General features: G+C 67.5%; 20 protein-coding genes. 11 read left to right on the top strand and 9 right to left on the bottom strand.

All coding sequences use genetic code 11. From position 1 onward, the window contains the following. Positions 1-97 precede the first annotated feature (97 nt). Together D0C15_RS11895 and D0C15_RS11890 are read left to right on the top strand one after the other, a co-directional pair. The gene (locus tag D0C15_RS11895; RefSeq protein ID WP_211323175.1) at positions 98-916 is read left to right on the top strand and encodes an Abi-alpha family protein; all 819 of its coding nucleotides are present in this window, start codon (positions 98-100) and stop codon (positions 914-916) included. Positions 917-999: 83 nt separating this feature from the next. Further along, a complete protein-coding gene (locus D0C15_RS11890) occupies positions 1,000-2,235 on the top strand; it encodes a DUF445 family protein (protein ID WP_116044338.1) in 1,236 nt (411 codons plus the stop codon). A 6-nt stretch (positions 2,236-2,241) separates the two neighbouring features. On the opposite strand, the gene D0C15_RS11885 is transcribed toward D0C15_RS11890, so the two are convergent. Beyond that, complete coding sequence (locus D0C15_RS11885) at positions 2,242-2,814, bottom strand: HhH-GPD-type base excision DNA repair protein (RefSeq protein ID WP_116044105.1); 573 nt, start codon at positions 2,812-2,814, stop codon at positions 2,242-2,244. A gap of 4 nt (positions 2,815-2,818) precedes the next feature. Continuing rightward, positions 2,819-3,457 carry a class I SAM-dependent methyltransferase gene (locus D0C15_RS11880; RefSeq protein WP_116044103.1) on the bottom strand — a complete coding sequence of 213 codons (639 nt, stop codon included), beginning with the start codon at positions 3,455-3,457 and terminating at the stop codon, positions 2,819-2,821. A gap of 467 nt (positions 3,458-3,924) precedes the next feature. Here D0C15_RS11880 and ectA point away from each other — a divergent pair, with 467 nt between their 5' ends. The 6 genes from ectA (at position 3,925) to helR (ending at position 13,073) form a co-directional block, all read left to right on the top strand. Next, positions 3,925-4,479 (top strand): diaminobutyrate acetyltransferase, encoded by a 555-nt coding sequence (gene ectA, locus D0C15_RS11875; protein ID WP_116044100.1) that lies wholly within the window; start codon positions 3,925-3,927, stop codon positions 4,477-4,479. Positions 4,480-4,529: 50 nt separating this feature from the next. Beyond that, positions 4,530-5,783 carry a diaminobutyrate--2-oxoglutarate transaminase gene (gene ectB, locus D0C15_RS11870; protein WP_116044098.1) on the top strand — a complete coding sequence of 418 codons (1,254 nt, stop codon included), beginning with the start codon at positions 4,530-4,532 and terminating at the stop codon, positions 5,781-5,783. 50 nt (positions 5,784-5,833) lie between these two features. Further along, on the top strand, positions 5,834-6,226 hold the full coding sequence (locus D0C15_RS11865; RefSeq protein ID WP_116044096.1) for an ectoine synthase: 393 nt from the start codon (positions 5,834-5,836) through the stop codon (positions 6,224-6,226). Positions 6,227-6,331: 105 nt separating this feature from the next. After that, positions 6,332-7,234: an ectoine hydroxylase gene (thpD, locus tag D0C15_RS11860; RefSeq protein ID WP_116044094.1), complete on the top strand. Its 903-nt coding sequence runs from the start codon at positions 6,332-6,334 to the stop codon at positions 7,232-7,234. Between the two features lie 394 nt (positions 7,235-7,628). Further along, positions 7,629-10,451 (top strand): AfsR/SARP family transcriptional regulator, encoded by a 2,823-nt coding sequence (locus D0C15_RS11855; RefSeq protein WP_245975715.1) that lies wholly within the window; start codon positions 7,629-7,631, stop codon positions 10,449-10,451. 414 nt (positions 10,452-10,865) lie between these two features. After that, complete coding sequence (gene helR, locus D0C15_RS11850; protein ID WP_211323174.1) at positions 10,866-13,073, top strand: RNA polymerase recycling motor ATPase HelR; 2,208 nt, start codon at positions 10,866-10,868, stop codon at positions 13,071-13,073. Between the two features lie 190 nt (positions 13,074-13,263). On the opposite strand, the gene D0C15_RS11845 is transcribed toward helR, so the two are convergent. From D0C15_RS11845 to D0C15_RS11825, 5 genes are all read right to left on the bottom strand, one after another. After that, positions 13,264-14,139: a hypothetical protein gene (locus D0C15_RS11845; RefSeq protein ID WP_116044089.1), complete on the bottom strand. Its 876-nt coding sequence runs from the start codon at positions 14,137-14,139 to the stop codon at positions 13,264-13,266. Between the two features lie 7 nt (positions 14,140-14,146). After that, positions 14,147-14,653 carry a DUF6932 family protein gene (locus tag D0C15_RS11840; RefSeq protein ID WP_116044087.1) on the bottom strand — a complete coding sequence of 169 codons (507 nt, stop codon included), beginning with the start codon at positions 14,651-14,653 and terminating at the stop codon, positions 14,147-14,149. A 153-nt stretch (positions 14,654-14,806) separates the two neighbouring features. Next, positions 14,807-15,217: a hypothetical protein gene (locus D0C15_RS11835; RefSeq protein ID WP_116044084.1), complete on the bottom strand. Its 411-nt coding sequence runs from the start codon at positions 15,215-15,217 to the stop codon at positions 14,807-14,809. A gap of 13 nt (positions 15,218-15,230) precedes the next feature. Then, a complete protein-coding gene (locus D0C15_RS11830; RefSeq protein ID WP_245975714.1) occupies positions 15,231-15,881 on the bottom strand; it encodes an OmpA family protein in 651 nt (216 codons plus the stop codon). 61 nt (positions 15,882-15,942) lie between these two features. After that, entirely contained in the window at positions 15,943-16,773 is an 831-nt protein-coding gene (locus tag D0C15_RS11825) for an SGNH/GDSL hydrolase family protein (RefSeq protein WP_116044082.1), read from the bottom strand. Between the two features lie 313 nt (positions 16,774-17,086). Between D0C15_RS11825 and D0C15_RS11820 the strand changes: the two genes are divergently transcribed. Next, a complete protein-coding gene (locus D0C15_RS11820; protein ID WP_116044080.1) occupies positions 17,087-17,761 on the top strand; it encodes a DUF3159 domain-containing protein in 675 nt (224 codons plus the stop codon). Positions 17,762-17,907: 146 nt separating this feature from the next. Here the strand turns inward: D0C15_RS11820 and D0C15_RS11815 are convergent, their stop codons facing one another. Continuing rightward, positions 17,908-18,864 carry an N-acetylglucosamine kinase gene (locus D0C15_RS11815; protein WP_116044078.1) on the bottom strand — a complete coding sequence of 319 codons (957 nt, stop codon included), beginning with the start codon at positions 18,862-18,864 and terminating at the stop codon, positions 17,908-17,910. Continuing rightward, complete coding sequence (locus tag D0C15_RS11810) at positions 18,864-19,919, bottom strand: SIS domain-containing protein (RefSeq protein ID WP_245975713.1); 1,056 nt, start codon at positions 19,917-19,919, stop codon at positions 18,864-18,866. Before D0C15_RS11810 ends, D0C15_RS11815 begins: the two co-directional genes overlap by 1 nt. A 171-nt stretch (positions 19,920-20,090) precedes the next feature. Here D0C15_RS11810 and D0C15_RS11805 point away from each other — a divergent pair, with 171 nt between their 5' ends. Both D0C15_RS11805 and D0C15_RS11800 read left to right on the top strand, forming a co-directional pair. Further along, a complete protein-coding gene (locus D0C15_RS11805) occupies positions 20,091-20,849 on the top strand; it encodes a GntR family transcriptional regulator (RefSeq protein WP_116044075.1) in 759 nt (252 codons plus the stop codon). Positions 20,850-21,001: 152 nt separating this feature from the next. Further along, positions 21,002-21,880, top strand: a complete 879-nt coding sequence (locus tag D0C15_RS11800; protein ID WP_162830040.1) for a hypothetical protein — start codon at positions 21,002-21,004, stop codon at positions 21,878-21,880. Positions 21,881-21,885: the final 5 nt, after the last annotated feature.

Below are 21,885 nucleotides of genomic sequence, written 5' to 3'. Positions count from 1 at the left end.
GGTGACCGGGCAGGGTGGGTCCGGCTGTCCGGTGTCCTTACGCCTACCGGCGGGTAGCATCAGTACCCCAGCAGGAGGGAGCGGCACCGTGGGTCCAGTGGATCGTTCGACCGGCAGGAGTGCGAGCAGCGGGGACGGCGGTCCCGAGCTGGTCCGCCGCGCCGGTTCGCTGGTCGGCTGGGCAGCCCGAACCGGTGCCTCTTTCGGCCGGCGACTCCCGGGAGCCGAGGTGGCCGAACGCGGTCTGCGCTCGCTGGAGCGGGTGGCCCTCACTGAGCTGCGTCGCAGGCTCGACGACGTCGACGACCCGTATCACGCGGCGCTCACCCAGGCGTCGGCGATGACCCAGCACACCGACAACGGCAGGGCGCAGGACCCGCTCCCGGTCCGGGCCACCACCACTGTGGTGCCGACGGCGCTCGGTCAGGTGGAGCCGTTGCGTGCGGCGATGGGCGAACTTCTCAACCAGTCCATCGGCTTCGGCAAGGAGCGGGCACGGGAGTACCTGTACGCGGTGATCCTGCGCCAGCTGACGCCGGACGAGGCGCGCATCCTTTCCGCGCTTTCCGACGGCGAGCCGTTCCCGGCGCTCGACGTGGTGGAGCGCACCGGGCTCGGCGGCGCCGGTCGCGTGGTCCTGCGCAACGCCTCCACCGTCGGCAAGTCGGCCGGGGTGTCGCTGCTCGACCACGTTCCCAGCTATCTCACCCGGCTGATCGGGCTCGGCCTCGTCGACCTCGGTGAGGAAGCGCCCGCGCTGGACACCCAGTACGAGATCCTGATGACCGACGAGACGGTGCGCGCGGCAGAGGATTCGGTGAAACGAGCCAGGTTCGTCCGCCGCACCGTGCACATCTCGCGCTTGGGCAACCACTTCTGGCGTGCGTGCGACCCCAGTGGTGCTGCCTTCCGCTAGCGTTCTGCGAACAGGTGCGCTTTTCCCACTGACGTGTGACCATGGTCACTCGTTGCGGTGATCAAGTGGGAACCGAGGTGGTCATGGGTGCGCTCGTCGACGACTTCATCGACAACTGGCTGCTTTACAGCTCTATCCCGGTCGTCGCGGCGCTCATCGGTTACCTGACCAAACTCGTCGCGATCCGGATGATGTTCCGGCCGCTGGAGTTCGTCGGGGTGAAGCCGTTTCTCGGCTGGCAGGGGATCGTGCCGAAGCGGGCGGCCCGGATGGCGAGCATCGCCTGCGACACCATGACGCAGCAACTCATCCGGCCAGCCGAGGTGATCGATCGCCTTGATGCGGACCGCATCGCGAAGGAGATCGAGAAACCCCTGCTCGCCGCCGTCGAGGAGATCGTGCGCGACGTCGCCGCCGAGTACCAGCCCGGGTTGTGGGAGTCGCTGCCGAACCGGGTGCAGCGCTTGGTGATCAGCCGCGTGCAGGCCGAGGCGCCCCGCATGGTGAGCACGGTGATGGACAGCATCAAGGCCGATGTGGACGAGGTGTTCGACCTCAAGGACATGGTCGTGACCAGCCTGGTCAAGGACAAGGAGCTGCTCAACCGGATCTTCCAGGAGGCGGGTCGCAAGGAGTTCCAGTTCATCGCCAGGTCCGGGTTGTACTTCGGCGCCGTGATCGGGGTCGTGCAGATGGCGGTCTGGATCCTGTTCAAGCTGCCGATCATCATGCCGCTGTTCGGTCTGTTCATCGGATGGTTCACCGACTGGCTGGCACTGAAGATGATCTTCCATCCGAGGTACCCGGTGCGGTATTTCGGCCTGTTCGAGTGGCAGGGGTTGTTCCTCAAACGCCGGGCCGAGGTGTCGGAGGCCTATGCGTCGTTGATCGCCAAGGAGATCATCACCCCGCACAACGTGATCGAGGCGGTGCTGCGCGGGCCACTGTCGGACAAGGTGCTGGGGCTGATCCAGCGGCAGGTGGACGAGGAACTGGCCAAGCACGCGAGCATCGCCAAACCACTGGTGGTGCTCGCTGTCGGAAGCAGGCGGTACCAGGAGATGAAGCTGGGCATCTCCGAGCAGATCATGCGCAGACTGCCCGAAACCATGCGCTACGTCGAGGACTACGCCGAGGACGCGATGGACATCCGCAACATCCTCGTGCGGAAGATGAAGGAACTCGACGCGGAGGAGTTCGAGGGCTTGCTACGTCCGGCGTTCCAGCAGGACGAGTGGATACTGATCACCACCGGCGCGCTGCTCGGTGCGGCCGTCGGCGAAGCCCAGGTGCAGGTCCTGCTCCTGTTCGGCAACTGAGTCCCGCTACTTCTTCGCCGCCGCCTTGGCCGCTTTCTTGAACTCGCGCACCTCGGTAAGGGAATCGGCGCTGGTCACGTCCGCGATCGAGCGCCGGGAGCCTTCGTCGCCGTAGGCGCCGGCCGCCTCGCGCCAGCCATCGAGCTTGACCCCGAGCTGCTTGCCGAGCAGTGCCAGGAAGATGCGGGCCTTCTGGTCGCCGAACCCGGGCAGTGCCTTGAGCCGTTTGAGCACTTCGGCCCCGTCCGGCTTGCCTGCCTTCCAGATCCGGTCGGTCTTGCCGCCGTAGTTCTCCACGACGTACTCGGCGAGCGCGTGTACCCGGCGCGCCATCGAGCCCCCGTAGCGATGGATGGCCGGCTTCTGTACACACATTTCGACGAACTCGTCGAGATCGGCTTCGGCGATCTTGGTGACGTCGAACCCGTCCATCCGCTCCGCGATCTTCCGTGGACCGTTGAAGGCGACCTCCATCGCGATCTGCTGATCGAGCAGCATCCCCGTGAGCAAGGCGAACGGATCCTCGCTGAGTAGCTTGTCAGCCTCGGCGTCGCCGGTCAGTCGTAGCTTCTTCGCCATGGCGTCATCTTCGCACGTCCACCGGTGCGGATGCGTGCACGAGGAAGACGGCTTGCGGTCGCCCGCCGGCGAAGTCAAGTCGTGTCGCGGTCGCCTGCTCGAAACCGGCTGCGGTGGCGACACCCGCGGCCTGGCCTGCGTCCTGCGGGAGTGGCAGGTCGGTGGCCACGAGTTCGGCGATGGCGCCGGAGGGGCGGAAGGTGTCGGCAGGCGGCAGGCTGAACGCCACCCGGCCGCCGGGACGCAGCACGCGAAGCCAGTCACGAAGCGCGGCCATGCCGAGGAAGTGCAGCGCCGAGGCGCACAGCACGACGTCGGTGGAGGTGTCCGGCACCGGGGCCGGGACAGCCTCGCCGATCCGCCAGTCGATCCGCCCGGCCTTGTCCTCCGCAACGGCTCGGCCTCGCGCCCGCTCGATCATCGCCGGGGATATGTCGACTCCGACGAGACCGCGTGCGTCCAGGAGTCGCAGCGCCGCGAATGCCGCGGAGCCGGTACCGGTGGCGATGTCCAGCACGACCGGTGGCGAGGTCATCGGGATGAGGCCCTGGACAAGGGCTTCGGCGACGGACTCGTGAAAGCGATCTTCGTCGTAGCCAGGAGCGAGATCGTCGAACAGGGATCCGGCATCCGCGGTTGTCATGATCGAAGACTAGTGAAATCGACCGAGGTGGTCCATTTCACTATTCGTCGGAGATTCTTCAAAATTGCCCGACAGGGGATGACGCTTCGGTGCCGGGCAGATCACGTTTTCGAAAAGGTGAACGAGTCGGCGAAATTTGCGCAAACCCACAGCGGTCGCGAATCAGTTGGTCACGCTCAGTCGCCAGGGTTGCTCCCCGTCGCCGGAGAATCGCCCTTCCGTCGCTCGCATTTCCGTGGCGATGCCACTACGGTAAGCGGTAGAAGGTGCCCCCGTGCTGGTCACGGTCTTGCGTGTCGCCGTAAGGCGCGGTGGCCATGCAGGTTGTGCACATAGCACACCCCTGGGCATGATCGGTAGATCTATGTCGTCATTGTCACAGGTGATTCGTCATCTTCGCAGGTAGCTCGCTTGCTCGTAGCGGCGTGGGCTGAGCTGCGGAAACTGGTCTGTTAAGTTGCATTGATATGTCCGGAAAGCACTCAGACCGTGCCAACGGCGATAATCGAGCAGCGGTCGGCGACGTGGTGATCGAGAACCCGTCCAAGTCCGACGGCGCGGCGCTCTGGCGAATTGCGCGTGATTCACAAAAGCTGGATCTCAACTCGTCATACGCCTACCTTCTGTGGTGCCACGATTTCGCCTCCACCTCCGTCGTCGCCAGAGTCGACGGCGAGCCAGTCGGCTTCGTGATGGGCTACCGCAGGCAGGACGCGCCCGACGCCGTTGTGGTCTGGCAAGTAGCGGTGGACTCCTCGCAGCGAGGTCGTGGTCTCGCCGGGAAGCTCCTCGACGCACTGTTCGACGGGCTCGTCGACGCCGGGGGAGTCCAGTACCTGGAAACCACCATCACCCCGGACAACGAGGCCTCGATTCGGCTCTTCACGTCCTTCGCGAAGCGCTGGGACGCCGAGTTGAAGTCCTCCGCACTGTTCGCGGCCGACGACTTCCCGGACGAGCACGAGCCGGAGGACCACTACCTGATCGGGCCGTTGGCGCCCCGGAACGTGGCAAGCGGCTGAGTCCTCCACAGGGGACAATGCTGATAAGAGAACTGAGAGACGGAGCAAGCGTGAGCATCTTCGAAACGCTCGAATCGGAAGTGCGCAGCTACAGTCGTGGCTGGCCGGTCGTGTTCGATCGAGCGCAAGGTAGCTGGCAGTACGCCGAGGACGGCAAGGCCTACCTTGACTTCTTCGCCGGAGCGGGGGCGCTCAACTACGGGCACAACAACCCGGTGCTGAAGCAGGCGCTGATCGACTACATCTCCCGTGACGGCGTCACCCATTCGCTCGACATGTACACCACCGCGAAGCGGGACTTCCTGCAGACCGTCGACGACGTGCTGCTCAAGCCGCGTTCGATGGAGTACAAGGTCGTCTTCCCCGGGCCAGGTGGCGCGAACGCGGTGGAAGCCGCACTGAAGCTCGCGCGCAAGGTGACCGGCAAGGAGTCGGTCATCAACTTCACCAACGCCTTCCACGGGATGACCCTGGGTGCCCTTTCGGTCACCGGTAACTCGATGAAGCGCGGTGGTGCGGGCATCCCGCTGGTCCACGCGACCCCGATGCCGTACGACAAGTACTTCGACGGCGCGTACCCCGACTTCCTCTACTTCGACCGGCTGCTGCAGGACTCCGGCAGTGGTCTGAACGAGCCCGCGGCGGTCATCGTCGAGAGCGTCCAGGGTGAGGGCGGCATCAATGCCGCGCGACTGGAGTGGCTGAAGGGCCTTTCCGAGCTGTGCAAGCGGCACGGCATCCTGTTGATCCTCGACGACGTCCAGATGGGCTGCGGCCGTACCGGGCCGTTCTTCAGCTTCGAGGACGCGGGTATCGAGCCGGACATGATCTGCCTGTCCAAGTCCATCAGCGGTTACGGCCTGCCGATGGCGGTGACGCTGATCAAGCCCGAACTCGATGTCTGGGAGCCGGGCGAGCACAACGGCACCTTCCGTGGCATCAACCCCGCGTTCGTCACCGCCGCCGAGTCGCTGCGTACCTACTGGAGCGACGACGAGCTGGAGAAGGCGACCAGGGCCAAGGGCGAGCGCGTCGGCGCCGCGCTGTCGGAGATCGCCGACTCGTACCCGGACGTGGGCCTCACGGCCAAGGGCAGGGGCCTGGCGCGCGGACTCGAGTTCCCCAACGGGGAGCTGGCCGGCAAGGTGTGTGCCGCGGCCTTCGAGCGCGGCCTGCTGATGGAGACCTCCGGCCCCGACGGCGAGGTCATGAAGCTGCTGCCGCCGCTGACCACGACCGATGCCGAGTTCTCCCAGGGCCTGGAGATCATCACCGAGTCCGTCCGGTCCGTACTGTCCGCCTGAGACGGTCCTGCCGGACAGCAAAAATTTAACGACACTTCAAGGAGCACGCTTTGATCGTCCGCACCCTCGACGAGATCACCGACACCGACTCCGACATCAAGACGGAGAACTGGCGGAGCAAGCGCATCATCCTGGCCAAGGAGAAGGCCGGCTTCTCCGTGCACGAGACCACCCTCTACGCGGGCACGGTCAACGATTTTTGGTACGCGAACCACATCGAAGCGGTGTTTGTTTTCGAGGGTGAAGGGGAAATCACCGACAAGGCAACCGGTGAGACCCACCAGCTCAAGCCTGGATCGCTGTACCTGCTGAACAATCACGACAAGCACCAGGTACGGCCCAAGACCGACATGCGCACCGTCTGCGTGTTCAACCCGCCGGTCACCGGCCGCGAGGTGCACGACGAGAACGGTGTGTATCCGATTGTGCGCGAAGAGGACTGAGCGTCTCCGCGCGTTCCGAACACAAACTCCCGAACTGACCGGTGCTCCTCACCACCACCAATGAATGGGGCAATTCGAAACAATAAAATTTAGGAGGCGAGCAGCTTGACGCTCACGGACACCCGTGTGGAGGACAGTTACCCGACCCGCATCCCTGGCGAGGCGCAGCTCATCGACCGACTGGATCCGACCGTCTGGGGCGGCGAATCCGACGGACCGATCGACGCGGCCACCCTCGCCTCGCACGACGCAAAGGGATTCTCGGTCGTGGAGGGACTGCTCTCACCTGCGGAGGTCCAGGGCTACTGGCAGGAACTGGTCCGGTTGTCCTCGGACGACGAGCTCAAGGCAGACGAGCGCGTCATCACCGAGAAGGAGTTCGGCGAAGTCCGTTCCATCTTCGAGGTGCACAAGATCAGTGAACTGATCGGCGAGCTGGTGCGGGACCCAAGGGTGCTCGACCGGGCTCGGCAGATCCTCGGCTCGGAGGTCTATGTTCACCAGAGCCGGGTCAACTACATGCCCGGCTTCAAGGGGTCCGGTTTCTACTGGCACTCCGACTTCGAGACCTGGCACGCCGAGGATGGCATGCCGCGTCCTCGCTCGGTGAGCTGCTCGATCGCACTCACCGACAATTACCCGTTCAACGGTGGTCTGATGGTGATGCCCGGCTCGCAGCGCACATTCGTGCAGTGCGTCGGGGAGACACCGGACGACTACTACAAGACCTCGCTCAAGGAACAGAAGATCGGTGTTCCGAGCGAGAACGACATCACGAAGCTCGCCGCGGAGTGCGGGATCGACCAGTTCACCGGCCCTGCCGGTTCGGCGCTCTGGTTCGACTCCAACATCATGCACGGATCGGGCAACAACATCACGCCGTACCCGCGCTCGAACATCTTCCTGGTGTTCAACAGTGTGGAGAACGCGCTGGTGGAGCCCTACGCGGCGGGTAAGCCCCGGCCCAACTTCATCGGTAGCCGGGACTTCACTCCGCTGTCCCGTTAGGTCGGGCGCCAAGGGTGTGGTCGGGCCGCTTGTAGCGGTCCGACCGCACCCTGTTATGTTATGCCGGTCACGCGGTCGGCCCGGTCTCGGGCCGTCGCCGGCGTGATCGTTGCCGATGACAGTGGAACGGGTTTCTGCTCGGGGTGAGCTCCCGTATCGCTGCCTACGGCAACACCTGGTGGATCGTCCTGCGAGTCCGCCGCAAGCACCACCGAGTACGGCCCCGCGCCATCAGATCGGGACTGATGGCACGGGGCCGTACTTGTGTCCGCTCCCGCCGAACGGGTGACGACCTTTGGTGTCGTCTCAAGCGAAATGACTGTTGCGTATCCGTGGACACCGTTGTTCGCGATACGTTCGGCTTCTCGTTGGAGACCGACCGGGGGGACGGGACGTGGACGAACGGGATATTCACGACGGCGCTGGGCCGGATGTGCGCATTCGCCTGCTTGGCCCGGTGCAACTGTTGCGGAACGGGAAGGCGATACCGGTCGGGGGACCCGGGGTTCGTGGCCTGCTCGCGCTGCTCGCACTGGACGCGAACGAGGTCGTGACGCTCGACGACATCATCGATGCCCTGTGGGGACACGAGCCACCCGCGACAGCACGAACCATCGTGCACGGCAACGTGTCCCACCTGCGGCGGGTGCTGAGATCGGTGTACGGGGAGGACCGCGCGGACAGCGCGGAGTCGGCCCGGATCCGCACCGCGCCACCGGGATACCAGCTGCACGTCGATCCGGATCGGATCGACGTGCACCGCGCACGGGCCCTGTTGGAGCGAGCGGCGGTCGCACCGTTGGCGTTACGTGCGGAACTGCTGCGTGAGGCTTTCGCGCTGTGGCGCGGACCGGTCCTCGGTGGTGTTCCGCAGTCCGTGGCGGCACCCGCACTCGAGGAGCTGCGGCTGGCCGTGCACGGAGCCAGGGTGGACGCCGACCTGGAGCTGGGCAGGCACGCCGAGCTGATCGCGGAACTCACGCCGCTGGTGCGGGAGAATCCGGCGGCTGAGCGCACCGTCGGTCAGCTCATGCTCGCGCTGTACCGGGCCGGTAGAAGGGCAGATGCGCTCGATGTCTATCGCCAGGTCTCGCAATACGTGACCGAGCAACTCGGCATCGACCCGGGCCCCGAGCTGCGCCATCTGCACGACCGGTTGCTGCGGGACGATCTGGTGGGCACGGAAACCGGGGGCACCGTTGCGCTGGTACCGGCCCAGTTGCCCGCCGCGCTCCCCGGCCTTGCCGGACGGAACGAGGAGTTGTCCTGGCTCGATGAGCTGAGCGCGCTTGCCGACGTAGGGGCAGGAGCCATCGGTGTGCTCACCGGCCCTGCCGGAGTCGGCAAGAGCGCACTCGTGGTCTGGTGGGCGCACCGGGCGACCGGGCAGTTCGTGGACGGCGTGCTCTTCGCCTCGCTGCGCGGATTCGATCCACGGATGCCCGCACTCGGCCCTGCCGAGGTGCTCAACCAGTTTCTTCTCGGGCTCGGCGTCGTCGCGTCCGAGTTGCCGGATCGGCTGCACGAGCGGGTCGCGCTCTACCGATCACTGCTGGCCGGCCGCAGGGTGCTGGTGGTGCTGGACGACGCGAGGTCGGCGGAGCAGGTTCGCCCTTTGCTGCCACCGGGTTCGCACTCGATGACGTTGGTGACCAGCCGTTCCAGGTTGGACGGACTCGCCGTCAGCAACACCGCGCGGCTACGCGCGCTGGATGTGCTGGCCGCCGACGATGCGGTGCGGCTGATCGAGGAACTGGCGGGCACGGCTGTCGATGACCGCAACGAACGGCTGGCACGGCTGTGTGACTACCTGCCGCTGGCCCTGCGGATCGCGGGAGCCCGGCTGGCGGAAAGTCCACAGTGGATCGGCGCGGAGTTGCTGGAGGACCTTGCCAACGAGCGGACCAGGTTGTCGGCACTGGAAACCGATGGCGGCGCGGCCAGCGTGCGCGCCGCTCTCGATCTGTCCTACCGGGGGCTGGATAGCGAGATCGCCCTGACACTGCGGGCGATCGGGGTCCTGCCGTTCGCCGAAGTGGACCCGCGACTGCTCGCGGTGCTCTGCGACGTGGAGGTCGGCGAGGCCCGGCGCAGGCTGCGGCTGCTGGTGGCCAACCATCTGCTGGTCGAACCGCAGCGGGATCGGTTCACCTGCCACGACCTGGTGCGGCTTTACGTGCGTGAACTGGCCGAGGCAGAGCTGACCGAGGCGGAACGGTCGGAGCTACTGGCCTGCGCGGTGCGGTACTACCAGGTAGTGGCGGACCGGGCACGCAGGCGCCTCCTGCGGATCGTGGACCCGCTTGACTTCACCGGACTGCTGGCCGAGGCCAGTGCGGCGCTGCCCCCGCTGAACACCTTCGACGAAGCGCTGGACTGGTTCGCCGGGGAATGGGCGAACCTGTTGTCCGTGATCGAGGCGGCGAATGGATCGGGTGCCCATGAGGACGCGTGGCAACTGGCGAGGGTGGTGCACACCTACCGCGTGGTGCGGCCGTGGTGGGACGAATGGACCCGGCTGGTGGAGCTCGGTCTGACCGCGGCCGAGGCGGCAGGCAGTGAGCTGGGGCGTTGTTGGATGTTGATCTCCAGATGTGCCGTTGCGCTGACGTTCGGGCAGGCCGAAGGCAGCCTGACCGACGCGGAGACGGCCCTTGACCTCGCGCGGCGGCTTGGCGACGACCGGCTGCGGATCTCCGCGGACATCCACGTCGGTTGTGCCCTCGTCCTCTCCGGCAGGGACGACGAGGCGATCAGCCGGCTGCGGACGGCGATCGAGGAGACAGAACGCAACGGTGACCTGGCGTTGCTCGGCCAGGCGCTGAACAACTGCGCGGAGGCGGAGAAGTGGGCGGGCAGGTACGCCGAAGCGATCGATCATCAGCGTGCCTCGCTGCGCGTGGACCGGGAGCTCGGCGACGACAGCTATGCGGTGGTGTCGCTGAACAACCTTGCCGAACTGCACCTTGCAGTTGGCGAGCCGATCGAGGCGGAACGCTACGCGCGGGAGTCGATCGAACTCACCGTCGCCCGCGAGTTCGTTCTGCAAGAGGGTGTGGCGAGGCTCACTCTTGGCCGGATCTTAGGCGCGCGCGGTGACGTGTCGGCGGCGCGTGAGCAGCTCAGGGTCGCGCTCGAGCTGCACGAGCGGGTCAGTTCCCGCTCCGCCGTGGAAATCCGGGCAGAACTGGATCGGCTCCGGCCAGCCGACGTTTAGCGGATTCTTAGTGGCGACACGGCCGTTCGGCGTACTGTCCCGCTCGCGGTGCTCGCCACAGTGGCCTTCGGGGGAGGAGCTGCTGTGGCAGCACTGTTCCTTCGCAGACCAGGGAGGGTCGCGAAGAGAACGGGCGTCTCGCGAGACGAGCCGTTGCGTGCTGGCCGGTCGGCCCTGGTGGGGGGAGTTCCGGCCGGCCAGTGGCGTTGGCGCTGCCGCGCTTTCCCGGGAAAGCGCGAGGATGAGCCCGGACGCACTCTTCGGTCGCGCGGCGATTTCGAGCCGCTGCTGACCTGAAAAACGCCCGAATGTGACCGGGCTTGACGTCAAAGGGATAATAAAAAGTCGGCTTGTCGTCCATACATAAATGGATAACAGCCGATCTAAAATCAGTTTAGTCACAGTGAGGGGCATGTGTCAACTCAGGGGTATGAAGGCGAATTGCGGTCCGAGCAGAGCTATGTGGCTGGGCTGTACCGGCGGCTGGACGCCGAGCGCGCGCGGGTGAAGGCTGCGTACACAGCGGCGTTGCGGAGCCCTGTCGCTCGGGAAAACATCACCTCGCCCATGGAGCGCGACGTCGAGGTGCGCGCGCTGGCGAAAGAGGCGAAGCGGCTGGACGTGGTGGACAACGGACTGTGTTTCGGCCGGTTGGATTCCCTTTCGGGAGAGCATTCCTATATCGGCAGGATCGGTCTTTTCGACGAGGAGAACTCCTACGAACCCGTGCTGCTCGACTGGCGGGCGCCGGCATCACGTGCTTTCTACGTCGCCACCGCGGCGAATCCGGAAAACATGCGCCGGCGCCGTCAATTCCACACGCGCGGGCGTCGCGTGGTGGACTTCACCGACGAGGTGCTCGGCCGTCCCGATGCCGCCGAGCGTGGGGACACCGCTCTGCTCGCCGCGGTCAACGCACCTCGGGGTGCGGGAATGCGCGACATCGTGGCAACGATCCAGGCCGAGCAGGACCGGATCATCCGGCTGGAGCACCCTGGAGTGCTGGTGATCGAGGGCGGCCCCGGCACCGGAAAGACCGTGGTGGCGCTGCACCGCGTCGCGTATCTGCTCTACACCCAGCGGGAACGGATGGAACGCCACGGCGTGCTCGTGGTCGGGCCCAACCCGGCGTTCCTGAACCACATCGGCCGCGTCCTGCCGTCACTCGGCGAATCCGACGTGGTGTTCATGACCACCGGCGATCTCGTGCCCGGTCTGCACGTCACGGCCGAGGACACCCCGGAGGCGGTGCGGCTCAAGGGCTCGCTGAAGATCCTCGACGTGCTCGCGGCCGCGGTCGCCGACCGGCAGCGGCTGCCGGATGACCCGCTGTCGATCGACCTGGCGGACGTCACGGTGCGGATCGACGTCGAGACCGCGCAGTGGGCAAGGGAGGAGGCGCGCGCGAGCGGGCTGCCGCACAACGAGGCCCGCGCGGTGTTCACCGAGATCGTCACCTACGTGCTCACCGAACGGGCGATAGCCAGGATCGGTCGGGGCTGGCTGACCAGGGAGGACCGCGAGGGCTGGGAGCAGCTGCGAGCCGACCTGCTCGCCGAACTCGCGCAGGACGAGAAGTTCACCGCCGCGCTCGACGAGTTTTGGCCGGTGCTGACCCCGGAATCGCTGCTTTCGTCGCTGTACACCTCACCCGAGCGGTTGCGAGCGGCAGGCGCCGACGAGGCGCTGGCTCGCGTCGACGGGGATGCCTGGACGGTTTCGGACGTGCCACTACTCGACGAACTGGTCGACCTGCTGGGCAGTGACGGGTCGGCGGACAAGTCGGCCGAGCGGGAACGGAAGGCCGAGGCCGAGTACGCCACCCGCGTGATGGACATGCTCGTCGACCGCCAGGACTCGATGGACGACGACGATCACCTGTTCGCAACGGACCTGCTCTACGCCGAGGACCTCGCCGACCGGTTCGTCGAACACGACACTCGTGAACTCGCCGAACGCGCCGCCGCCGACCGGGACTGGACCTATCGGCACGTCGTGGTCGACGAGGCCCAGGAGCTGTCCGAAATGGACTGGCGAGTGCTGATGCGGCGCTGTCCCGGCCGATCCTTCACGGTGGTCGGCGATCTCGCCCAACGCCGCTCCTTGGCCGGAGCGACGTCGTGGGACACGATGCTGCGGCCGTACGTACCCGGCCGCTGGGTCTACCGGTCGCTTTCGGTGAACTACCGCACCCCGGCGGAGATCATGGCCATCGCCGCCACGCTGCTCGCGGAGTTCGCGCCAGGAGTCCAGGCGCCGGAATCAGTTCGCGCCTGCGGTGTCCAGCCGTGGTCCAGGCAGGTCACCGAGGACGAACTGCCCGCTGCTATCGAGGAGTTCGTCCGGCAGGAAGCCGGATACGAAGGCACCAGCGTCGTGATCGGGCCACCGGGCGTCCCGGGCACGGTGCCGGTTTCGGAGACGAAGGGCCTGGAGTTCGACGCCGTCCTGGTCGTGGAACCGGCGAGGATCCTCGCCCAAGGCCCACGCGGTGCTGCCGAGCTCTACGTCGCACTCACGCGTGCGACTCAACGCCTCGGCGTCCTGCATCAGGGGTCACTGCCACAGGTACTGGCCGGACTCGACGAGAAGGGGACCGCCGCGAAGCTGGGAAACCGTTGATATAGCGACTGGCGTTCGCGGCCGGTCCCGAACACGGACCGGCCGCAGCGCTTCGGCGGAGGGCTGCCGTTGGGGTGAAGGTTCCGTTGCCGCCTCAGTCGGTGCTGTTTTGGCAGCGCTTCGCAGGCTTCGCGCTGCGTGCGTCTCCTTCGGCGGGCGGCTGCCGTTGGGGTGGAGTTCCGTTGCCGCCTCAGTCGAACAGGCTCGTTTGGGAATGGATCTCCAGAAGTTCGTACACCGGCCTGCCTCGCCGGCCGTCGATCGTCGTCGTTCGTACGACGCGCAGGCGCGCTGTGACCGGCTGGTCGAGCTTCAGTTTGATCTCGTCGAGCAGGTCGGGCGCGACGGCGCCCTGAATGGTTCCGCCGGTGTCCCGTTCCAGATAGAAGATGCGCCTGCGGGTTCGGACGCCGTCGAGCCTGCCGCTCACCGTTTCGTAGCCGACGTCCTCACGGGACTCCCGGAGGCTGCTCTGCAGCACCCTGGCCTGTTCCGTGGTCATGCTCCGCGCCACCTCTTCACCGGAGGTCGGTGTGAGAGTGAGACCGATGCCCGAATTCTTGGTCACCGCGTTGACGATGTCGCTGACCGCATTGCGCACCGTGTCGCGCTGCAGCAGCACCGCGTCGAGCGCGCCGTCGTCGGAGCCGTTGACCGGGAGGAAGTCACAGAGTTCCTTCACCGCGCGCTCGGACAACGTCTCGATGCCGTCCTGGATCAGCGCGTCCTCGGCGCTCATCTCCGGAAAGCCGAAGAAGATCGTGTTGCCCGCCTGGCCACGCTGGATCAACGGGGCCTTCTCCCGGTCCGCGGGCTGCACGGAGGTGATCTCGCCCTGCGGATTGCGGACGATATGCCCGACCTTCGCGGTCGCGTCCTGCAGTGAACGGCTGATGTCGGAGAACGTGTATGCGTCGAGCTGGGTCGATCCGAGAACCGAGACCCGTAGCAGCGGCGCCCGCGAGGTGCGTTCGAACTTGGCGTACGCCGACATCGCGGAGGCGCGCGCCAGGTCGTCCAGCCAGGTGCCACCGGGGATGTCGTCGGCGATGTGCCGGAACCTCATACCGTCCTCACCAGGTCACTTCCGCGAAGCCCTTGACGAGCCCCTCCACCGGGCCGTGCGGGCCCCGCACCGCCGACCACGTCTCAGCCCAGGTTTCCTCGTCGCCGGGACGGCAGAGGAAGCCGTCCAACAACCCACCGACCGGCTGCACCTGGTCCAGGTACATCACCGGCTGCTCCACGATCACGCCCCGCAGCGTCAGCAGACCGTAGAACTCGGCCCTGCCCGCACTGTCGAGGCGCTTGAGGCTGCCCCAGTCGTCGGGCAGCAGCAGGACGTCGATGTCGCTGGGGACGCCATCCATCCGGGTGGTGAAGCCACCGCCGATCCAGGCTCTTCCCGCCGGGATCATCCGCATGACCACGCCAAGGTAACCACCGAGCGCGCCGAACAGGTTCTCCCGCTCATTGCGATGCGGGGCGTCCCATACGAAGCGCTCGTAGATGTCGGAGAGGTCGGCCGGATGCCGGCCTGGCGGGAGCAGGCTGTCCGGAGTCCAGTGCGGGAGCGCCATCCTGCCTCCTTACGGTGCGAGTCCTGCGGCGAGTTGCCCGAGAACGCCCTTCGAGATCCACGCCGAGGACGGCACGCGCCGCATCGATGGCTTCCCCCAGATGCTCCGGCGCGGGCCTCACTCGCATGGATGTTCGAATTTATCAGTCCGGCATCAGCGCTCGTGCGGACGGTGGCCCGAGTCGTCCACGATCTCGGTGGTGTGCCCCTCGTCCTCTCGCGGCCAGTCGTTCCTGGAGCGCCAGTCGTCGTCGCGTGGCAGTGTCCCGGACTGACCGCCGAGGTTGATCTGTTGCGTCAGGTCGTCGTCCTGGGGCTCGAACCGGTCGTACGCGGCAGCCGGCAGCGGGATGTCGCCGGAGATCCGTTCGGGAGCCTCGGCCGTTTCCCGACCACCCGCCCGGCTGTCGGCGCGGTCGTCGCGGACCCGCTCCGGCTGGGGTTCGGCGCGCCCGGCCTGTGCCTTCCCAGGTTGCCGTCGAGTGAGGAGAAACCCGGTGATCCCGGCGCCCAGCGCGAAGGAGATCAGCAACCAGAGCCAGATCTGACCGGCCAGCCACAGCATGGCAACCCCTCTCTCACCTCAGTGTGATCTCCACCCGGCGGTTGTCGCCGCCGTCGGTGCGTGGGCGCGTCGCGCCGTACCCCCTCGCGGTGATCTGCTCCGCGGGCACTCCCGCCGAAGTCAGCAGATCGACCACGGTCTCGGCCCGTCTCGTGGACAGCGTCATCGCGGTCGACTCGTCTCCCGGAGTCGCCGCGACATGTCCACCGACCTCGATCTCCGAGAATTCGCGTGCACCAGTGAGCAGGTCGGCGACCGCACGGGCGGAGCGCGCGCCCTCCTGCGTCAGTTCGGCCGTGTCCGGCACGAACGTGATCGGCGTTTCGCCCAGCAAGCGGTCGATCTCGGCCTGCAGTTCCTCGACGCTCTGCCCGCCGGAACCGTTGTCGCCTGCCTGCTCGACAACCCGGACTCCGGTGACCGACCGCACCGCGGCCGCGGCCTGCGCCGCCCGGTCACCGGTGAATCCGTCCAGCGTCGCGTCCCGGCCATCGAACGTGACGGCCCCGCCGCCAAGCCCTTTCTCGGCGAGGGCGGCGGCCGAACGCTCGGTGAGGTCGGCTTCGATGTCCTGCCCGGTTGTCCATCCGGCGAGCAGGGTGAGCACCCCTGTCACCAGCAGTCCGAGCGGGATCAGCGGGAGCCAACCGCGTGGACCGGACATGGGCTGACTGTAAGCCCGCGTGGGTCCCGATGCGACTCGAGAACGCCAGCCGATCGGTGGATCAGCGCAGGTCGGGGTTGCAGGCGGCGACGTCGACCAAGCCGTTCAGCGGTGGCTCGGGCGCCGCTTCGATCAGCGGCGTCAGTTGGGGACGTTTGGGGGCGAGGCCGTCGCCCATGGACTCGCCGCGCAGCTGCCTGCGGATCCACGGCAGCAGGTGTGCCCGTGTCCATTCCAGATCGGAGCGGCGAGAGGTGATCCAGGTGGCGTGCTCGTCGTTCGCCGGCCACGGCTCGCGCCAGTCCGCTTCGATGGCGATGCCGAGCACGTCGGCGGTGCGCAGCGCGATCCGGCGGTGCCCTTCCGCCGTGAAGTGGAGCCGATCGTCACTCCACGCTCGCAGGTCATGCAGGGCGTCCATGGCCCAGAGATCCACGACCTTGGCGCCGTAGCGGTCGGCGATGGCCCAGAGGTGTGCGTTGTAGATCCCGACCTTGCCGCGCAGGATGTTCATCACCGACACCTGCTTGGTGTCCGGACCGGTGAAGATCACGACGTTGATCCCGGCCGCACGCAACTGCGCGACCGCGGACTCGAACCGCTCGGCGACGGCATCGACGTCGGCGCCGGGGACGATGATGTCGTTGCCACCCGCGCAGAGGGTCACCAGGTCGGGCCGGATGTCCAGGGCGATCGGCAGCTGCTCCTCGACGACCTCGGCCAGCATCTTGCCCCGCAGCGCGAGGTTCGCGTACCGGAAACCGGTGCGTCCTCCCGCGAGAATCTCGGCGAGACGGTCGGCCCAGCCGCGAAACGTGCCGTCCGGTCGTGCGTCGTTCAGCCCTTCGGTAAAGCTGTCCCCGAGCGCAACGTAACTGTCGAAGGCATACACGCTGAGTCTCCCTCCATCCGCGCCTGGTGCGATCCCCGCCAAGTGCGTCCGTCCTCCTGGCCAACACCCCAGCTTGTCCAGGTAGTCCTGCCCTGCGCCGCCGTCGGTTTCGACGGAGTTCCCAGTTTCTTCCTTTGTCGGCCGAGCCCGCATCCCCATTACACGGACTGCCTGGATGGCGCCCTCGTTCCATCGGACATCGAGCGCTTTTCCGGCGGTGCCGCTCCCCTTCGCCCCGATCACGGACGGAAGGATGTAATGAAGCTCTCACCCGGGCCTGACCCACTGGCTGTTTTGAGGCACGCTATAGGACGTGACCGACAGTCCCGTGCCTGAGCCCGCGCCGGCGCGGGAATCGCTGGCCACCCTGCTCGGTGGGCGTGCGGGTGCGGTGGACGCCAGCCTCCCGCCGGCGGCCTTCGTGCTGGGCTGGCTGGTGACGGACAGGTCGATCGCCTGGGGTGCCGCGGCCGCGATCGCGGTGAGCATCGTGGTCGGCGCGGTACGGCTCTCCAGGGGCGGCAAGGCCCGCGCTGTCTTGGTGAGCCTCACCGCGGTGATCGCCGGCGCGCTGATCGCGTTGTACACCGGGCGCGCCGAGGACTTCTTCCTGATCCAGTTGCTGTCGAACGTGGTGAGCGCGCTGGTCTGGACCGCGAGCATCGTGCTCCGCTGGCCGCTGCTCGGCGTGGTGGTGGGCACGCTGCTGGGTCAGCGGACCCGCTGGCGGCGTGATCCCGCGCTACTGCGCGCCTACTCGCGGGCCAGCTGGATCTGGGTGCTGCAGTACGTGATCAGGGTGATCGTGTTCGGCGTGCTCTGGTGGAGCGGCGCGGTCGTTGCTCTCGGCGTCGCCCGCACGGCACTCTCCTGGCCGCTGGTGGCGCTCACGATCGCGGTGAGCGGCTGGGTGCTGCGCAAATCGCTGCCTGCTGACCACCCCGGCCTGCGCCTCGCCGCCGACAGCGAGGGCGAGAGCGCGCGCTGACTCCGGCGGAGCGCGGCGCGGGACGGGAGTTCCCCAATGTGGCTTTGGGGTACTTCAACGTCCCCAATGCGGCTTTGGGGAACTCCAACGTCCCCAAAGCCACATTGGGGAACTTTGGCCGGTGCCCACGGCCAGCTCGGGCTCGCTTACCGCAACTGGGGGCGGGGGGCGTTTTCGCCGTAGGCGTCTACGGCGGCTAGCCAGGCCGCGCCGAGTTCGCCGTCGGCGCTGGCCAGCACTTCGAGGCCCCGCAGACCGGCGCGCACCCCCTTGGCCACCGGACCGCACTGGCTGAGGACGCTGCCGACCAGCACCACCGGGGTGTCCTCGCCCGGTTCTCTGGCCGCCAGTGCCTGGGCTACCAGCAGTTCCGCGGCGCGTGTGGTGATCTCCCCGGCGACCGGGTCACCATGCTGTTCGGCCGCGCTCACCAGTGGCGCGAAGCGGGCGAGCCGGATCGGTGCCTCCGCGTTCGCCACGGTGATCAGTTTGTGCGCGACCTCGAGCGGTGCGCCCGCGGGCGGCGCCCCGAACGCCTCGGTGAGTACCGCCTCCGGCAGCCCGTCGAGCGACCGGCCGCCGGTGAGCGCGTCCAGGGTCGCCCGGACCGCCTGCCTGCCCAGCCAGAACGCCGAACCCTCGTCGCCGAGTAACCAGCCGTAACCTCCGGCGACCGAGACACGTCTGCGCTTGCGGATCCTGGCGGCGATCGAGCCAGTGCCCGCGATGAGTACCGTCCCGTCGGGCGCGGTCGTGGCCGAGGCGAACGCCGCCTCAGCGTCGCTGACGACGCGGACAGGGCAGCCGAGCCCGAGGCCTTCCCAGGTCCGCTCGAACGCCTCCGCGACGGCTTGATCGTTCAGTTTGCTCGCCCCGGCCATCCCCACGACGCAGGCGCGCGTCCTCGCCGCGTCCAGTCCGTCCAGCGACCGCGTGATCGCCTCGGCGAGGTGTGCCGTCGCGTCCTCGGGAGAGTGGGAATTCGGGTTCGCGCCGCCGGACCGGCCCCTGCCGAGCACGTTCCCGTCCGGGCCGACCGCCAACGCCCTCGTGGCCGTGCCGCCGCCGTCCACTCCGACGACGTGCCCCTTGTTTCGGTCCATCACCGGGTCCTGGTGACCTTTTGCAGCCCGCGCGGGCGGTCCGGATCCCCGCCCCTGGCCAGAGCGAGGCCGAGCGCGAGCCGCTGAATCGGCAGGATCTCCAGGATGGGCGCGACCTCCTCCGCGGTCTCCGGCACCTCGACCCGGAGGGCGGCGGGCATCGTCGCGGCGGCCGAGCCGACCGCCAGCACGTCGGCCCCCCTGCCGGATACGGCGTCGAGTACGTCGTGCATCGCCGCCCCGCCCCGGCCCGCACTGGTCACCGCGAGTACCGCGGTCTCCCGGTCGACGGCCGCCACCGGACCGTGCAACAGGTCGGCCCCGCTGTACGCACGCGCGGCGAGATAGCTGGTCTCGGCGAGCTTGAGCGCCGACTCCGCCGCGCTCGCGTAGGAATAGCCACGGCCGGTCGTGATGACCCGCTCGACGAACCGGTAGCGGTCCACCGCCCTGGACACGGCGTCCTCGGTGCTGTCGAGAGCGCGCTGTGCCCGCTCGCCGATCGTGGCCACCTCGGTGGCGTCGCCGCCACGGACGGCGTCGATCAGCAGGTAGAGCGCCATCAGGGTGGCGGTGTAGGTCTTGGTGGCCGCGACCGCGTTCTCCGTGCCCGCGCCGATGTCCACGGCCAGCTCCGCGGCGCTGTGCAACGGTGACGACGGAGTGTTGCTGACCGAGACGGTCAGGGCGCCCTGCCGTCGTGCGGCCTCGGTGACCTCGAGCAGGTCCGGTGAGCCCCCGCTCTGGCTCACCGAGATCAACAGCACGTCCCGCAGATCGGGTTTGGCGCCGTAGAGCGTCGCGGTGGAGGGCGAAACCAGGCCCGCGGGCAGGCCGAGTAGTACCTCGATCAGGTATTTGGCGTAGAGCGCCGCGTGGTCGCTGGACCCACGGGCCGCGAGCAGCGCGAACCTCGGTGGCCGCGCGGCGATGCTCCGCGCGACCTCGGCGATGTCCTTCCGCCGGTCGACGAGCCCGGCCAGCACGGCTGGCTGTTCGGCGACCTCGGCGCTCATATGCTCGCCCGGTCGTTGCCCGCTGTCGCTGCTGGTCATCTCGCTCCCGATTCCGGCGGTACGTGAGTGGTCCAATGAGGTCTAGACCAATGCTAGCTGGTCGACAGCATACGTGCGAAGGGTACTTTTCCTCCCTGAGGCTCCGCAGTGCTCACGAGAGGGCATGCTGTGGGGTGGAGGAGTCGGGACACGGATTTCGAGGAGTCGGTCATGTTGGAGACGTCCACCGCAGGAGAAGCCGCCCAGGTGTCCGGGGCGAGGGTGCAGCGCGAGCCGAAGTACTGGGCGCTCAAGCGGCACCTGCTGGACCTGCTCGAGGCGCTGCCTGCCGGATCGCCGATCCCCACCGAACGAGCGCTGGCCGGAGACTTCAACGTGTCCCGGACGACGGTCCGCCAGGCGTTGGCCGACCTCACGGTCGAGGGCAGACTGCACCGGGTCCAGGGCAAGGGCACCTTCGCCGCCGAGCCAAAGCTCGCACAGCGGCTGCAGCTGTCCTCCTACACCGAGGACATGCGGGCACAGGGCCGCGAGCCCTCCTCCAAATTGCTCAACGTCGAGGAACTGCCCGCCGACGCCGAACTGGCGAAACTGCTCGGGATGCGGGCCGGGGCGAAGGTACTGCGGCTGCACCGCCTGCGCCTCGCCGACGCCGAGCCGATGGCGCTGGAGACCACCCATCTGCCGCTGGCGCGGTTTCGTGGTCTGCGCAAGCAGGTGGCCGACGGGGGATCGCTGTACGCCGTGCTCCGCGATCACTACGGGGTCGAGATGGAGCGGGCGGAGGAGACCTTCGAAACCGCGCTCGCCGGCCCGCAGGAGGCGGAGTTGCTCGGCGCCGACGTCGGCATGCCGATGCTGCTGCTGTCCCGGCACTCGTTCGCCGCGGACGGCAAACCGGTCGAGTTCGTCCGGTCGATCTATCGCGGCGACCGGTACAAGTTCGTGACTACCTTGTATCGCGCTTGATCCGCGTCGCCGTCGGCCGTTTGTGAGATCGACGTTTGTTCTTGTCCGATGTGGACAAACCGGTAGTGTCGGTGCTCACTGTGGGGCAACGGCGGGAGCATCTGAACCGACTTACTCGTTGAGACGTGGGGAAAAGCGAGTAGGGGCGGGGAATGTCGAAGCAGGAGCCAGAAAGACCGGACACAGAGCCGGTGGAGGTGCGGGCGCCGGAGGAGAGCTCGGGCGTCAAACCGATCCAGGTGGCCGCGGCCGCACTGGCCGCCATCACCGCCGCGTTCGTGGGCTCGTCACTCGGCGTGTACGGCACCGTACTCGGCGCGGGAATCATCAGTATCGCGACCACGGTGGGCAGCGAGATCTACCTCCGTTCGTTGCGTCGCACGAAGGAGGCCGCTCGCCGCACGAGGGTGCTCGTTGCCCTCTCCGATCAACGCACACGGCAGCCGAGGGTGGTCCCGGTGACCGTGGAGGCGGGGGCCGATACCGGCGACACCGCGGCGATCGGCGAGGCCGATCCGGCGGATACGGACATGTTCACGACCGAGGGGGAGGGTGAGAGCGGCAACCGCCGCTTCGGCAGGCTGCGCTGGCCGTTGATCATCGGCACCAGCGTGCTGGCGTTCATGATCGGCATGCTGGTGCTCACCGGATTCGAGCTGACCACCGGAAACGCGGTTTCCGGCGGCGAAGGCAACACCGTGGGCAAGCTCATCGGCGCTGGCGGCGGTCAGGGCGATGAGCAGCAGGAACTGCCGGTGAGTACGGGTGGGGACGTGCAGCCGACCGAGTCCAAGGCCCCTGAGCAGGGTGGTGCCGCAGACGGCGGCACCGAGACGAGCACCTCGGGGTCGAGCGAGCCGCAGGAGACCGGGGAGTCCGAAACGTCCTCGGCGCCCTCCGAATCCACACAGCCGCCGACCAGCAGCCCGCCGAGTTCGCAGTCCTCGCCATCGTCCGATCCGGGCGGAGATGCCGGAGATGCCGGTGGTGCCGGGGCAGGTGCGGGCGAGGAACAGTCCGACGACTCCTGACCCGG

The sequence above is a fragment of the Amycolatopsis palatopharyngis genome (assembly GCF_003385185.1).
GTDB classification, from domain to species: domain Bacteria; phylum Actinomycetota; class Actinomycetes; order Mycobacteriales; family Pseudonocardiaceae; genus Amycolatopsis; species Amycolatopsis palatopharyngis.
The sequence above is the reverse complement of the archived record's forward strand: the minus strand, read 5'-3'. Positions and strand labels throughout refer to the sequence as shown.

Bases quoted from the DNA above. Each gene is read 5' to 3' on its own strand.
- D0C15_RS11890 (WP_116044338.1), top strand. From the start codon at position 1,000: ATGGGTGCGCTCGTCGACGACTTCATCGACAACTGGCTGCTTTACAGC.
- D0C15_RS11885 (WP_116044105.1), bottom strand. From the start codon at position 2,814: ATGGCGAAGAAGCTACGACTGACCGGCGACGCCGAGGCTGACAAGCTA.
- D0C15_RS11880 (WP_116044103.1), bottom strand. From the start codon at position 3,457: ATGACAACCGCGGATGCCGGATCCCTGTTCGACGATCTCGCTCCTGGC.
- ectA (WP_116044100.1), top strand. From the start codon at position 3,925: ATGTCCGGAAAGCACTCAGACCGTGCCAACGGCGATAATCGAGCAGCG.
- D0C15_RS11845 (WP_116044089.1), bottom strand. From the start codon at position 14,139: ATGAGGTTCCGGCACATCGCCGACGACATCCCCGGTGGCACCTGGCTG.
- D0C15_RS11840 (WP_116044087.1), bottom strand. From the start codon at position 14,653: ATGGCGCTCCCGCACTGGACTCCGGACAGCCTGCTCCCGCCAGGCCGG.
- D0C15_RS11835 (WP_116044084.1), bottom strand. From the start codon at position 15,217: ATGCTGTGGCTGGCCGGTCAGATCTGGCTCTGGTTGCTGATCTCCTTC.
- D0C15_RS11830 (WP_245975714.1), bottom strand. From the start codon at position 15,881: ATGTCCGGTCCACGCGGTTGGCTCCCGCTGATCCCGCTCGGACTGCTG.
- D0C15_RS11815 (WP_116044078.1), bottom strand. From the start codon at position 18,864: ATGGACCGAAACAAGGGGCACGTCGTCGGAGTGGACGGCGGCGGCACG.
- D0C15_RS11810 (WP_245975713.1), bottom strand. From the start codon at position 19,919: ATGACCAGCAGCGACAGCGGGCAACGACCGGGCGAGCATATGAGCGCC.
- D0C15_RS11805 (WP_116044075.1), top strand. From the start codon at position 20,091: ATGTTGGAGACGTCCACCGCAGGAGAAGCCGCCCAGGTGTCCGGGGCG.
- D0C15_RS11800 (WP_162830040.1), top strand. From the start codon at position 21,002: ATGTCGAAGCAGGAGCCAGAAAGACCGGACACAGAGCCGGTGGAGGTG.